At 48.7% G+C, this 13948-nt stretch carries 12 protein-coding genes and 4 pseudogenes; 6 read left to right on the top strand and 10 right to left on the bottom strand.

Annotation, left to right across the window (positions count from 1 at the left end; all coding sequences use genetic code 11):
• Positions 1–29 precede the first annotated feature (29 nt).
• Positions 30–191, bottom strand: coding sequence for a hypothetical protein (locus tag HRU73_RS12480; protein ID WP_287398864.1), 162 nt, complete (start codon positions 189–191; stop codon positions 30–32).
• A 103-nt stretch (positions 192–294) separates the two neighbouring features.
• On the opposite strand from HRU73_RS12480, the gene HRU73_RS12475 reads away from it, so the two are divergent.
• Positions 295–549: a hypothetical protein gene (locus HRU73_RS12475; protein ID WP_287398863.1), complete on the top strand. Its 255-nt coding sequence runs from the start codon at positions 295–297 to the stop codon at positions 547–549.
• On the opposite strand, the gene HRU73_RS12470 is transcribed toward HRU73_RS12475, so the two are convergent.
• The 3 genes and pseudogenes from HRU73_RS12470 to HRU73_RS12460 form a co-directional block, all read right to left on the bottom strand.
• Entirely contained in the window at positions 533–736 is a 204-nt protein-coding gene (locus tag HRU73_RS12470) for a YbdD/YjiX family protein (RefSeq protein ID WP_281870942.1), read from the bottom strand. The genes HRU73_RS12475 and HRU73_RS12470 overlap by 17 nt on opposite strands.
• Positions 737–751: 15 nt before the next feature.
• Entirely contained in the window at positions 752–2824 is a 2073-nt protein-coding gene (locus HRU73_RS12465) for a carbon starvation CstA family protein (protein ID WP_287398862.1), read from the bottom strand.
• A gap of 654 nt (positions 2825–3478) precedes the next feature.
• Positions 3479–4567, bottom strand: a pseudogene (locus HRU73_RS12460) (IS3 family transposase).
• Between the two features lie 217 nt (positions 4568–4784).
• Between HRU73_RS12460 and HRU73_RS12455 the strand changes: the two are divergent.
• Positions 4785–5734, top strand: a pseudogene (locus tag HRU73_RS12455) (IS481 family transposase).
• Here HRU73_RS12455 and HRU73_RS12450 read toward each other — a convergent pair.
• Positions 5731–6506 (bottom strand): IS5 family transposase gene (locus HRU73_RS12450; RefSeq protein ID WP_287398861.1). Its coding sequence is split into 2 segments (ribosomal slippage): positions 5731–6191 and positions 6191–6506, totalling 777 coding nucleotides; the frame shifts between segments, so codons are not numbered across the junction. The pseudogene HRU73_RS12455 and the gene HRU73_RS12450 sit on opposite strands and share 4 nt — an antisense overlap.
• Positions 6507–6707: 201 nt before the next feature.
• Between HRU73_RS12450 and HRU73_RS12445 the strand changes: the two genes are divergently transcribed.
• Entirely contained in the window at positions 6708–6980 is a 273-nt protein-coding gene (locus HRU73_RS12445; RefSeq protein WP_287398860.1) for a hypothetical protein, read from the top strand.
• Between the two features lie 161 nt (positions 6981–7141).
• A protein-coding gene (locus HRU73_RS13490; RefSeq protein WP_144039593.1) for an IS5-like element ISNeu3 family transposase occupies positions 7142–7890 on the top strand; the annotation gives its coding sequence in 2 pieces (ribosomal slippage) (positions 7142–7472 and positions 7472–7890; 750 coding nt in all).
• Between the two features lie 115 nt (positions 7891–8005).
• Here HRU73_RS13490 and HRU73_RS12430 read toward each other — a convergent pair.
• A complete protein-coding gene (locus HRU73_RS12430; RefSeq protein ID WP_287398859.1) occupies positions 8006–8290 on the bottom strand; it encodes a ComEA family DNA-binding protein in 285 nt (94 codons plus the stop codon).
• Between the two features lie 546 nt (positions 8291–8836).
• On the opposite strand from HRU73_RS12430, the pseudogene HRU73_RS13485 reads away from it, so the two are divergent.
• Both HRU73_RS13485 and HRU73_RS13480 read left to right on the top strand, forming a co-directional pair.
• Positions 8837–9513 (top strand): annotated as a pseudogene (locus HRU73_RS13485) (IS701 family transposase).
• Positions 9514–9541: 28 nt separating this feature from the next.
• The gene (locus HRU73_RS13480) at positions 9542–10003 is read left to right on the top strand and encodes a transposase (protein ID WP_353765051.1); all 462 of its coding nucleotides are present in this window, start codon (positions 9542–9544) and stop codon (positions 10001–10003) included.
• 166 nt (positions 10004–10169) lie between these two features.
• Here HRU73_RS13480 and HRU73_RS12420 read toward each other — a convergent pair.
• The 4 genes and pseudogenes from HRU73_RS12420 to HRU73_RS13565 form a co-directional block, all read right to left on the bottom strand.
• Positions 10170–10966 (bottom strand): IS5 family transposase gene (locus tag HRU73_RS12420; RefSeq protein ID WP_287398858.1). Its coding sequence is split into 2 segments (ribosomal slippage): positions 10170–10621 and positions 10621–10966, totalling 798 coding nucleotides; the frame shifts between segments, so codons are not numbered across the junction.
• A 330-nt stretch (positions 10967–11296) separates the two neighbouring features.
• Positions 11297–11857 carry an LPXTG cell wall anchor domain-containing protein gene (locus HRU73_RS12415; protein ID WP_287398857.1) on the bottom strand — a complete coding sequence of 187 codons (561 nt, stop codon included), beginning with the start codon at positions 11855–11857 and terminating at the stop codon, positions 11297–11299.
• A gap of 330 nt (positions 11858–12187) precedes the next feature.
• On the bottom strand, positions 12188–12391 hold the full coding sequence (locus HRU73_RS12410; RefSeq protein WP_287398856.1) for a hypothetical protein: 204 nt from the start codon (positions 12389–12391) through the stop codon (positions 12188–12190).
• Between the two features lie 330 nt (positions 12392–12721).
• Positions 12722–13836: pseudogene (locus tag HRU73_RS13565) on the bottom strand (methane monooxygenase/ammonia monooxygenase subunit B).
• Positions 13837–13948 lie beyond the last annotated feature (112 nt).

Here is a 13948-nt window from a genome sequence, read left to right as displayed (position 1 = left end):
ATAGATCCGACTATACAATGTTTCAGAAATCAGCCGGGTTGGGAAATGGGGACAATGGGGTACTGCTGGCAACGCTCGAGTGAACGACCATCCTGAGTTGCCCAACGGACACGATTCTTCCGGTACGGGGCAATCAGCTCGATTCCCTGGGCTGTCAACTTACTGATCAAGCGGATAATTGCCGCAGGCACGATCCTCCATAATTCATCAGGGCCATCCCACGTAATGGTCTCAGCAAGCGTCGCTTCACAAGGGTAACTTCATGTGGCGAAGCAGAAGCTGTGCGCACGGTAAGTGGAAGACAGCAACATCTGCAATAACCATGAGCTTCGTATCTTTGTCTCGCTTAATCTTCCTGATTTTGGAGCTCTTTTTTATCACCGTGAAGGTACCGTCGATAAAGTATTCCGTGAAATCGATTCCACCTTACTCCTCCAGATCTCTCACATCTTGCATAGTTCGCCTGCTTTCAACCAGCGGCTGAACATTCGGAAACAGGTCGAGGGAGAGGCCAGAGTCATTGAGGTGCCAATCAGCAGCAGCGATTAAGCCTGCCTTTGCTACCATAACGTGCTTCCAGACGCTCACGAAAGAATTCTTCTTGCGACATGATCGTCTGTTCAGGATGTGCACTTCTCATGTGCTCGACATAAACTCTATATTCCGGCACACCTACCATCAGGCGAAAACTTTGCGAAAACCGTTGCCAGACGTGCTTTATTTGATTATTGATCATTGCAATTCCTCCCGATTATTTCTCAATAGATGCATAAGCAGGTAACAGTTCGAACGGTGCTTCCCGAGTCGTCGGATGATGAATAATGCGTGCCTGCAGAATAGTTCGAATACCGAACATCAGTATGCTGATGAGCACCGCCATGAACAATGCTGTCAGTGTAACGTTGATATAATCATTAAATATAACCTGTTGCATTTGCCCGATCGACTTGGCAGGTGCCAGCACGATATCTTGTGTCACTGCCTCCTGATATTTTTCCGCATGGGCGAGAAAACCGATACGCGGATTATCATGAAATATTTTTTGCCAGGCGGCAGTCAGCGTACAAATGCAAACCCATACTGCCGGAATCACTGTAATCCAGGCAAAGCGATCGAGCTTCATCCTGAACAGCACACACGTGCACAGGATCAGTGCGATACCGGCAAGCATCTGGTTGGCGATTCCGAACAGCGGCCACAGGGTATTGATACCCCCCAATGGATCGATCACGCCCTGATACAGAAAATACCCCCAGCCGGATACACAGATACCCGTAGCTATCAGGCTTGCTGTCAGCGAATCAGTCCGTTTCATCGCCGGAATGAATGAACCGAGCAGATCCTGCAACATAAAACGCCCGGCACGCGTCCCGGCATCAACCGCCGTCAGAATAAATAATGCTTCAAATAAAATAGCAAAGTGATACCAGAACGCCATCATCGCAGTATCACCGATCACTCCCGACAAAATCTGCGCCATACCCACCGCCAGCGTTGGCGCACCGCCCGTTCGCGAGATGATGCTGTGTTCACCGACGTTCTGTGTAGTTTGTGTGATCATTTCCGGAGTGATATGGAACCCCCACTGGGAAATCGTTTGTACAGCCGATTCCACCGTAGTGCCGATGATCGCCGCCGGACTATTCATGGCAAAATAAATACCGGGCTCAAGTGCTGCTGCGGCAACCAGCGCCATGATCGCGACAAACGATTCCATCAACATTGCGCCGTAACCAATGAAACGTGCATCAGTTTCATTCTGGATCATTTTGGGTGTAGTGCCGGATGCGATCAACGAATGGAAACCGGAAACCGCACCACAGGCTACTGTCACGAACAGGAACGGAAACAGATCACCCGACCAGACCGGGCCTGAACCATCAATGAATTGTGTCAGCGCAGGCATTTTCAATTCCGGTGAAAGAATAATGACACCGATTGCCAAACCAACGATTGTGCCAATTTTAAGAAAAGTCGACAGATAATCGCGTGGCGCCAGCAATAACCATACTGGTAATACTGAAGCAACAAAGCCATAGCCGATCAATACCCAGGTCAGTTGTTCGCCGGTTGCCGAGAATACCGCTGCCCATGCGGGATCTTCCTGAACGTACTGGCCGGCTACGATCGACAGAATCAGCAACGTAAATCCGATCAGCGATATCTCAGCAATCGCACACGGCCGGAAATAACGCGAATAAATCCCCATGAACATTGCGATAGGGATCGTCGCTGCAACGGTGAATGTCCCCCATGGTGATTCAGCCAATGCCTTGACGACAATCAGCGACAATACGGCAAGTAAAATCAGCATGATGAAGAACGCACCGAACAATGCGATCATACCGGGAACATGCCCCAGTTCGGATTTGATCAGATCACCGAGTGACCGGGCATTACGCCTCATCGATATGAACAGTACGATGAAATCCTGCACTGCACCGGCGAATACGACTCCAGCAAGCAGCCACAACATACTCGGCAAATACCCCATTTGTGCTGCCAAAATCGGCCCAACCAGTGGCCCGGCTCCGGCAATCGCAGCAAAATGATGCCCGAACAATACATATTTATTGGTTGGAACATGATCCAGTCCATCATTGTGCTTATATGCTGGAGTCATACGCGTTGTATCCAGCTTCAATACCCGATTGGCAATGAACTGACTATAGAAACGAAAGGCGATCAAATACACACACACTGCCGCAATAATAATCCAGATTGCACTAATCGATTCACCCCGGTTAAGGGCAATGACACCGAAAGCTGCCGCACCCAGCAGGGAAAACAGTGACCAACCTACCCACTTGCTTAACTGATTCATGACTACCTCTGATAAAAAACCCGACGCTCATTAAATTTCTGAAAACTTTATATGCAGATTCACAACACTATCAATCAATGTAAAGTTTTGACTTCTTTACCGCGCAAATCCAGCAGCATATTTCGCAACATACCAGCCACCCGCTTCGGTATCGACAATAACATTTGCCTGTCATATTGCTCTTCCCACATCTGATTTTATATTTCTTGCTACTGAAGAAACTTTTCTTTTCCTCTAAAGATAACGCTGTTGATAGTGAACCTTCAAAAATTTTCGTACTGGATTCATCAGTAACGAGCCTCTCGCCTAAATCAAGTGTGCTGCAACATTCAGCATTTAAGGAGTATAAGAATCGACACAGGGATATGAATTAAAAGACTAACCCGATCAAGATGTCATCAATACGATTCATCGAATTATGCGGGGTAAGCAGATATGTTGATACAGACTGGCGGGTATCCATGCAACTGTAATGACCCAGTATTTTTTGCTCAGTATTATTCCCCAAGGATGTACGCGAACAGTACGAGCACGAGATCAAGAAGTTGCAGGAAGCCTATGGCGAGGTGAGGCAATACTGGAATCACGCGCCCGAAAAAGCTGGATACCTTGCTGGGTAATTCTCCCATTTTTAACGGTTGTTAGAAGTAGAGGCTAAGCGGCCAATGCCATTTTTTGAATGGGTGTGATGCCGCCTAAGGCCATATTTGGCCGTTCGTGATTGTAAGTCCAGAGCCAGCGCGTGGCGAAGTCCTGGACATTCGCAACCGAATCGAACAAATGATGTGCGAGCCAGTCATAGCGCACTGTACGGTTATAGCGTTCGATATATGCGTTCTGCTGCGGCTTGCCGGGCTGAATAAATTGCAATTTAATGTGGCGCTTTTCAGCCCAGCTCATCAGCAACGAACTGGCGTATTCCGGGCCATTGTCACAGCGAATTATTTTGGGCTTTCCACGCCACTCCATAATTTGTTCAAGCGAGCGAATCACCCGTAATGCGGGCAGTGAGAAGTCGACGTCAATACAGAAGCCTTCGCGATTGTAGTCGTCGATGACATTGAACAATCGGATGCTGCGACCGTCGACCAACTGGTCATGCATAAAGTCCATAGACCAGATTTCATTGGGCGCGTACGGCACCGCCAAGGGCTCAGGCTGCTCACGTACCAAGCGTTTGCGAGGCTTAATGCGCAATGTTCAGCTCCAGTTCTCGGTAAATACGATATATCCGCTTGTGGTTCCATTTAAAACCTTTGACGTTACGCAGGTACAAATAGCACAGGCCGAATCCCCAGTTCCGTTGGTCGTGTGTCAACCGAAGCAGCCAGTCGGCAATTTGCTGATTGGTACTGCTTAACTTGGCCTGATAGCGATAGCATTTCTCACTGATGCCAAACGCATCGCAGGCCAGGCGAATACTGGCTGCGTACTGCTTGACCGTCCGTTGTGCCATCTCACGGCGGTGAGATGGCTTCACCACTTTTTTTCAATGGCTTCCTTCAGGATTTCGGCCTTGAGTCGTTCCTCTGCGTACATCTTCTTCAAGCGAGCGTTCTCCGCTTCCAGCTCCTTCATCCGTGACATCAAGCCCGCATCCATCCCGCCGTATTTGGCACGCCATTTATAAAACGTAGCACTGCTCATGTCGTGCTCTCGGCACAGCTCCGGCACTGGCGTACCAGCTTCGGCCTGCTTGAGGATGGCAATAATTTCACTATCGGTAAAGCGCGAGATCTTCATGCAAAATTCCCTAAATACTGTTGTTAGAAAATTCTACCTTTAAGACCGTTCTTTTTTCGGGAGGATTACCGCTGCGCAAGAATAAAAGCTGATCAACCGAGTGCAACAGGGCTTAAGAAAAGGAGGAATCCCGAGTGTCAGCCAGCTGTGCTGCTAGGTGTTTAGTCCCACTTTGTGATGGTGTATTGTATGATTTGCTACCGACACAGGAGGAATTATGGGACAGATATTACACGGGAGCGCCCGCACGACAGCGGCGGTGCGTCGAGCGATACAACATAGTCAAGAGAGCCTGATCACACTGGCAGAGCGCTACGCCATCAACCCCAAGACGGTGGCGAAATGGAAGAAACGCAACTTTACGCATGATGCCAGGATGGGTCCGAAAGAACCGCGTTCCACGGTTCTGACACTAGAACAGGAAGCCGCTTGTGTAGCCTTTCGCAAACACACGCTGCTGCCGTTGGATGACTGCCTTTACGCCTTGCAAAGCAGCATTCCCACCCTGACCCGATCATCACTGCATCGCCTGTTCCAGCGCCACAACATCAGCCGCTTACCGGAGGTGGAAGGCGAGAAACCTGCCAGAAAAAGTTCGCCCAATATCCCATCGGCTATTTCCATATCGACATTGCCGAAGTACGGACAGAAGAAGGCAAACTGTATCTATTCGTCGCCATCGACCGAACCAGCAAGTTCGCTTATGCTGAATTACTGCCCAAGTACGGCAAGATGGAAGCAGCGCAGTTCCTGCGCAATCTCATCGCCGCCGTACCCTATAAAATCCATACTATCCTCACAGACAACGGCATCCAGTTCACCCACCGCAAAACAGACAGGCATGCTTTCTTGCATATCTTCGACCGTGTCTGCCTGGAAAATGGTACGGAACATCGCCTGACCCAGCCAAATCACCCCTGGACCAATGGTCAAGTCGAACGCATGAACCGCACCCTCAAGGAAGCAACCGTCAAACGCTATCATTATGAAAATCATCAACAGTTGCGAGAGCATCTTTACAGCTTCCTGAATGCCTACAACTTCGCCAGGCGACTCAAAACCTTACGAGGACTCACACCTTACGAATACATCATCAAATGCTGGCAAAACGAACCTGAACGTTTTATCATCAATCCATACCATCACAAAGTGGGACTAAACAGCTAGGGCCTGTTAACACTAATTAGGTGATCTACAATCAGAGCGAAATGGATGAAGAATCGGAAAACTGAATCCAACTTGTCAAAGCGAGAGAAGATTCTTCTGAATCTCTTCAGGCGACGAAACAGCCGTTCCACCTCATTACGCTTTTTGTACATTTCAACGTTGTACTCCCAGGGCGACACACGATTTGCTTTTGGCGGCACCACTGGAATCATCCCCAGATCAAGTACCAACTGTCGGGTTTCATCCCCTTCGTACGCTTTATCCATGATCACGTGAGTGTCAGAGAATCCCTTATTCTCCAGGGTTTTCAGCAATTTTCGCCCTTCTGGCGCATCACCGGCCTGGCCGGGGGATAACGAAAACACTACCGCGGTTCTGGCATCTGCCGCGACCAGATGAATTTTGGTAGTCCAGCCCCCTCGTGATTGACCGATAGCTTGAACACCGTTTTTTTTAGTGCACCAGTACCATCAGGATGGACTTTGACTATCGTACTATCCAGCGACATGTGATCCACTTCCAGCTGTATCAGCTTGTTTTGCTGGAGTGCGAGGAAAACCCGATCCAGGACGCCATTCTTGGCCCAACGGTTGGCGCGCGTGTAAATGCTGTGCCAATTGCCGAATTTCACAGGCAGACCACGCCACTTACAGCCGTGCTCTGCAACATACAAAATCGCGTTGAGCACTTCCAAATTCGAGAGTGTGACGTTACCCCGTTGTATCGGCAGTAGATTTTCAATAAGCTTGAATTGCAATGCAGATATTTCCATTCGGTAATTCTAACAAAAATAGTGTTAACATGTCCTAGTTTGATGTGCTTCGGTGTATAACCCTCTATTATCGCCGCCCCATCAAGGCACTACCGTCAGTAGCGAGCCGGTCTGATCAGCGCTGAGCGACCGATCTGTGCCGCATATTGGGGAAGCGTCACTCCGAAATAGAAGTCGGCCATAGTAACCTGATCTCTACTTTTGGAACCCGTTATAAATGGGGGATTACACTTGATCTGCCGGTATGGCACGCTTGGACGTGTCAGGAAGCCCTCTCTACGCTCAGACAACAGTTTGGTGTTCGGTCAGGCCTACACCCGGCTGGATAAGGAGTTACGGGCTGAAGTAGGAGTTCATCACACAGTACTACCCACAGCAGAACAGAATGGTGAAGTGGATAACTGGACATTGAAGGCGCAATATGTGTACGAATACCACTTCGAAAGTGCAGCACATCAGTCGAGTAATTGGTAACTAGAATCTGCCTTTACAACAACACCCGACATCCTCACCAAACGTTGGGTACAAAGGCACTCATTGGGGTATTACACTAAGGCAAATCGACATTTACGGATTTCCAACATCTATAATTTTTGCTTTACTGAAAGAGGTTTAACATTTTCAGTGAGGAATGTATGAAACGCTATGAATTGAACAGGGAGCAATGGCGTCGAATAGAGCCGTTTATACCGGGTAAAATTGGGGATCGTGGCCGACATGGCGCGGATAATCTATTGTTTATAAATGGTGTTTTATGGGTTTTACGCTCTGGTGCGCACTGGCATGACCTGCCGGAGCGGTATGGCAAATGGAAAACTGCTCACAAACGCTTTACGCGGTGGGCACAGGCCGGTATTTGGGAAAAGATATTCGATGTTTTGACCGAAGACCCGGACAATCAATATATTATGATCGACAGCACGATCGTGCGCGCTCATCAGCAGGCCGCCTGCGGAAAAGGGGGGCGCGGCGTGAGGCTTTGGGGCGTTCCCGAGGCGGTCTGAGTACCAAAATCCATATGTGCGTCGATGCCTCTGGCCGACCCTTACGTTTTATACTGACGGGTGGACAGTGCAACGATTGCACGCAAGCTCTTGATCTGATCAGCGGGTTCAGGCCTTCGCATGTTCTGGCGGATAAAGGCTACGACAGCGATAATATTCTCGACGCCATTGCCTCCATGAAGGCCGTGCCTGTCATTCCACCACGATCAAACCGCAAAATACGAAGAACGTATGATCGCGAAATCTATAAATGTAGAAATATCATTGAGCGCACATTCAACAAACTCAAGCATTGGCGCAGACTTTCAACCAGATATGACCGTAAAGCTATTTACTTCTCCGCCTTCATACATCTGGCTGCAGCAACTTTATGGCTTTAAATGTCGATTCGACCTAGAGTACAAGATTTATCGGACAATTTTTGATCAGGAGTGCTGGCTGCCCGATAAATCATAATAATCAGAAAAAAGCAGTTTCTATAAATGCTGAATTTGATCAGTCTGCTTTCGTTCCGGTCAAAACGGCCCCCTCTTGAACACTTACTTGATCACCCAGTTGTTTAAGTATTCCAGCTCCTATACCTTTTACGTTAGCCAGTTCTTCCACCGACTTGAACATCCCATATTTGTTTCGATATTCAATTATTGCTTTTGCTTTAACCGGACCTAACCCTTTTATCGATTCAAGATCAGCCTGACTTGCTGTATTGATATCTACCCCAGCTAATACTGACAAATTAAATCCAAAAAATATAACAAGAATCAGAAAAATCTTTTTCATTTCAAAATCCCCTCAAAAATTTAAAAATAAAACTTCCCGATTTCTCAACTTGAGCCTTTTTGGCCAGATGTAATACACGCTAACCAGAAAACTGGCATCGGCATTTTTTCTACTGACTTTAGCCTGACGTATAAAAATTATCGGTAAGAGAGAATTATAAAATGAGAAAGAAGTAGGCAAAAAAATTCACCCCGCAAACTGGAAAGAATGATTTGAGGCGAATAATATCCGTATGATCAGTAATCATTCGAACACCAATAACCGGAAGGGTCTATTTTGCCTGCGATACAACCACAACTGCGACCGCTTTATTGATGGGCAGATATATGCACGAGAGTCAGTTACGGCTAACTGATACGATCTTCACTGTCAGTAAACTACCTCTCAAAATGGTTCTTGGTATCTGCTTGATCCTGATAACTTCTGGTAAGTAAGAGGAGACATTGCTCAGGTTCAAGAAGTTTTGCAACACTGACTTCTTAGTACTACAGTCGTAGATAATGATGAGAGAATATAGCCTGAATCAACGATGAGGTGGGTTTGGGTATGATGTCACAACTACATGATTGGGCGAAGGAGCTGGAGGTAGTGCACGAGCGGCTTGGGAGTTTATTCAAGCGCAGCGAGCCACGCCAACGCAGTCTTGCGTACCTGAAGGGCCTGTTGAGCACGGTAGAGCGCAAGAACGGCTGGCAACTGGCCGAATGGATGGGCGAGACAACACCCGATGGGGTGCAACATTTGCTGGAACGCGCACAGTGGGATGCTGATGCGGCGCGTGACGTGCTGCGCGATTACGTTGTCGAGCAGGTGGGTGATCCAGACGGCGTGCTGATCGTTGATGAGACAGGTTTTGTCAAGAAAGGAACCCACTCGGTTGGTGTGCAGCGCCAGTACAGCGGTACGGCCGGGCGTATCGAGAACAGCCAGATCGGCGTGTTTTGTGCTATGCCGGCGCGGGTGGCAGTGCTTTCATCGACCGTGAACTTTATATTCCGCGCCAGTGGACGGATGATCGTTCACGCTGCGAGGCTGCAGGCATTGCACAGGAGGTGGAATTTGCGACCAAACCCCAGCTGGCACGCAAGATGATCGAGCGAGCGCTGGATGTGGGCGTGCCCTGTGGGTGGATCACAGGCGATGAGGTTTACGGTAGAGACCGGCATCTGCGGGTATGGCTGGAGTCACGCGAGCAGGCCTTCGTACTGGCTGTAGCCGGGTGAACCGCTGTGGTGGCAGGGGCCACAGCACGTGAAAGCCGAGGAGATTGCACAAGCGCTACCAGCACGTGCATGGCGTCATCTGTCGGCAGGCGCTGGAGCCAAAGGTGAACGTCTGTACGACTGGGCGCTGGTACCGCTGTGGCGGCTGCAATTGACACAGAAGGAGCGTCGCTTCGGACACTATCTGCTGGTGCGGCGCAGTCTGGATGAGCATCAGGAGTTGGCCTATTATGTGGTGCATACCAGGCGCTCGCAGGCTCAGCTCAAGCGTTTGGTGCAGATCGCTGGCAGACGTTGGGAGATTGAGATCGGCTTTGAGGCCACCAAAGGCGAGTGCGGACTTGATCATTACGAGGTGCGCCGCTGGCAGGGCTGGTATCGCCACATCACACTGGCGCTACTGGCCCATGCGGTGCTGGTGGCCCTGCGGGTGCGGGAGAAAAAAACACACACCCGGCCTGATTGCCCTGAGCGTGCTCGAGTTGCGTAAGCTGTTATCGCATCTGCTGTGGCACACCAGCCAGGCTATCGAACATGTGCTGCACTGGTCCGTGTGGCGTAGAAAACATCAACACAGAGCCCGACAAGCTCACTACCAACGCAGAGGGTTCTCTCCTCCCGAATAAAATATATACGGCTGTAGTATTAGAACCTGTTTACGATCTTTTAAGTAGTAATGCCAGGAAAGCCAGATGAATGAACTGCAGACTGGTGTTGAGCTTACGCTCGCAGTTTTTCCATAATCTTCTGCTCTTCTCCAGCCAGGCGAAACTACGCTCGACGATCCAGCGTTTGGGCATAACTTTGAAGGTATGCAGTTCACTGCGCCTGGCAATCTGCACCGTGACAGCTTCGCCCAGAATTTCTCGCACGCCTTCAGCGAATGGTTCTCCAGTATAGCCACTATCGCACAGCAAACTTTGTACTTGCCCCAAGCCCAGCCTGCAGCGCTCCAGAGCTTGCAATGCACCTTTACGGTCAGTCACTTCCGCCGTCGTCACCGCAATAGCATGCGGCAAACCCTGGGTATCGACAGCGATATGGCGCTTGATACCCGATACCTTCTTGCCAGCGTCATAACCTTTCTGGTCGGCCGTGTCTGTGTTTTCACGCTCTGCGCGTCCATGATCAAGAGCGCGCTGCAAACGTTGCGCCCTGTTTCTCTCGGACCGCGCCAACCTGATTTTTTGAGTGCCCGCTCCAATACGCTCACGCCGTACTGGTCGGGCTCACTCCACTTGCTCCAATAAGCATATACACTCTGCCACTTGGGAAACTCTCCGGGTAGGAATCTCCATTGGCAACCAGTGCGCAGCAGGTACAGCACCGCGCAGAACACCTCGTACAGATCCACCTTCGTGGGCTTGGTCCTGCGTCGTACGCTGCGCAATAGCAGCTCTATCTCGGCAAACTTCTCTCTACTGATATCGCTGGCATACTCGATTCTTTTCATCCATGCATTATCAGGGATAACAAAAAGATCGTAAACAGGTTCTTAAGCATCTAATACTAGCTTAGTAAGTATCTCAACCTTCTATCCGAAATTTTTTAGGCCTGTCTAAGCGCGATGAAATAGCCCAAAGCAGCAACAGTATCTGTTAGCCAGCCATATCAATACCAAGGAAACACTAAGCCACAACTAACGTAACAACAAACAGATATATAACCGGGGCACCATATAGTCAGAGAAAGATATACAAGTGCAACAGGATCCCATATATCCCTCCTATTTTTGGTCTATCAGAAAGAAAAATACGGTAGCAACATGTATGGGGAATTATCCTCAAGGATTTTGTTTCTTTTTGAAGAAGAAGATGCCGGCACCTGCTGCAAGGGCTAATGCTCCGAGGATATACAGCATATCAGGCTTACCTCCAGTGCCTACAGCAAATGGAAAACGGGAAATATGCTCGGTACCATTATCTCTGATCGTCACCAGTCCCACGAACTTCCCTTCCGCAGGAAAATCGTGTTCAAAAGTTACCGATCCATTCATATATACCTTCGGTGGTGAATGAAAAACAGTAAGCTCATCAAGATTTCCTTCTGAACCCGGTTCAGCTCCTGTATCACGAATAATCCGCACTTCTGTCGTCATCGTACGTAACGCTTCATCTATGTAGTCCAGCGCTACAATTGTCCGGCCAATATTCGGTATGTCTTCACAGAATTCTTTTTCCTGTGTGCTTTCAGGCTGATAACCCGTAAAGTGCATGGTATAAGGACCAATGGTCAGCTTACACATATCTTCCGCCAATGATAACCCACCATGTGCTTGCACCGGATTGAACAGACCATTCCCAGCAGTACCCCTCCAAGCCACTTGATACTTGTCATTGTCCACCCTTTTACCATTTAACCATCCTCCTCTCCTTGATTTTCTTGTTGTGAATCACATCGCTGACGCAGGATGATCCAGTTTAATCATCCTGAGATTTGAACCAGCTTCTCAATCGACCAGATTGCACCAGTTTATACATCAACCAGCCCAAAACAGTATTGCGACTGCCGGACCTGCCCGGTACGTACCAGCTTGCCATAATCAACCATTTCAACCCGAAGCTGGTAATAATAATTCAGTGGGGAACACCTTCTGCGGTCACCATTACCGAATATAACCCCTTGTCCAGTTTACCTATTCCATTGATGACACCATCAGGGTGATAATCGGCTTTTACCTGAACAATTGCTTCCCTCCCTTTTCTTCACCCCTGAATACTTTCATGCTCACTGGCATGTTGCGTAAGGCTGGATCAATCAGATCTACCACGGTGTAAGTATCTCCCGCCGCCGGAATCTCTGTACAATAATGCCCCGCCTGATCATATTGGGGCTGATAGGTATTCAAGTGCACCATATTCTCGCCTACCTGACGCACACAGTTATCTTCTTCCAAAGATACACGACCATGTCCCCTGGCTGTACTTGTGGAACACAGGATTACAAAACAAATGCTGTAACAATCAAGCACAGGGATTGCTTCAACACGACACCCCCAGTACTTTTTACAACACCTTCATGCTTTTCAGCAAACTCTCTCTTCTCATTTTACAATCCCTTTCAATTCAGTATCCGCAATACTAAATTCGACAGGCTAATTGATGCTTCGTTCAAAACCAAGACTGTGTAATAAAACCGGTACACCTCTGCCTTACGACAGTGATGTACCGGTATCTTTCAACTGATACTCAGTACTCAGTACTGTTTATCAGAGTTTGGTGAAGACAGGAATCACCGGACCAGCAATACTGTTGATATGGCGATTACCTTCTGCATCCCAAGACATCAATAATCCACCAAAACGGCTTTCCGGGTCACCCAGCAACGCCATCAGACGTTGGATTTCCCACAATGCATCTTTGGCTTCCATTTTCAGTTCCTTGGTCTGACCGGGTTGAATTGCGCTTTCATCGTCGAAATTCAAACCGACAGCGATCAGTTCACGAGGATACTGAGGATCCAAGTATTTACGGCCGGTAGAGTTGATGAAACGTATGCCTGCCGTGGTGAACTCACCAAATGTGACAGGTATGTCGCCATTATTGGTTACTTCCATGGTGACACGCAGTGCACGTCCCGGTACGTCATAGTTAGCATCTGTAATGACAATCGATACTGGGTTGGGTGCTACTGGTAATGCTGCCACTTTGGATTGACCTGCCCGGATAGGTACCGTGTAGGGATGTTTATTTTCCGTATAACGGTATCCACCCCATACCAGCGCCAGCGTCAGAATGGCAAGTACCAGGGTGATTTTTTGTCCATCGGATCCATCAACAGATCATCACCGTAGGCCAGCAATACACGACTACGTGGCAGGAACATCGGCCGTGCTGTAAAACACCAATCCAGAAAATACCGATGGACATCCAGACAACGTGCCAGAATATACCGTTCGATAAGTTGAAGGTTTCTGAATCAATTGTCTCACCCGTCAATAATTTCAGTGGGTTGGTAAAATCATCCCAGCTTCCGGTAATGTTCATCCATGCACTGGCCCAGCAATCGGACCTGCATCTTTGACGTTCAGCATGGCATGCATGTGATGACGTCCCGGAATACGTGCACGCAGATTGACTTCAAACTCATAGTCACGGCCAATTTGCAGAGGACCTGAAATGAACCATGGATGGCCATTGATCTTGGTACTCAAACGTACAAATACCGGGCTTGGGCTTCCTACGTTAAAGAAGGAAAATCAGGGCTTGCAGCTGCACGTGGCCAATCCTCAGCCAAGTGGAACTTACCGGTGATTTTTGCGTTCTCATTAACTTTGGTTACCTCAGGACCCCACTTGATGTCATACCATTGAACTGTACGCATCCGAAGGAATGGCTCTCGGATCGCTCCCCATGAGCTGCTACCGTCGAGACATCCAATGTTACTGTCATGGCTAATGCGGCTACTGCATAAGCAACACCGTAAAGCCCCATCA

The organism is Nitrosomonas sp. H1_AOB3 (assembly GCF_015709435.1).
GTDB classification, from domain to species: domain Bacteria; phylum Pseudomonadota; class Gammaproteobacteria; order Burkholderiales; family Nitrosomonadaceae; genus Nitrosomonas; species Nitrosomonas europaea.
The sequence above is the reverse complement of the archived record's forward strand: the minus strand, read 5'-3'. Positions and strand labels throughout refer to the sequence as shown.

Coding starts and splice junctions, on each gene's coding strand:
- HRU73_RS12470 (WP_281870942.1), bottom strand. CDS start 736: ATGATCAATAATCAAATAAAGCACGTCTGGCAACGGTTTTCGCAAAGT.
- HRU73_RS12465 (WP_287398862.1), bottom strand. CDS start 2,824: ATGAATCAGTTAAGCAAGTGGGTAGGTTGGTCACTGTTTTCCCTGCTG.
- HRU73_RS12430 (WP_287398859.1), bottom strand. CDS start 8,290: ATGAAAAAGATTTTTCTGATTCTTGTTATATTTTTTGGATTTAATTTG.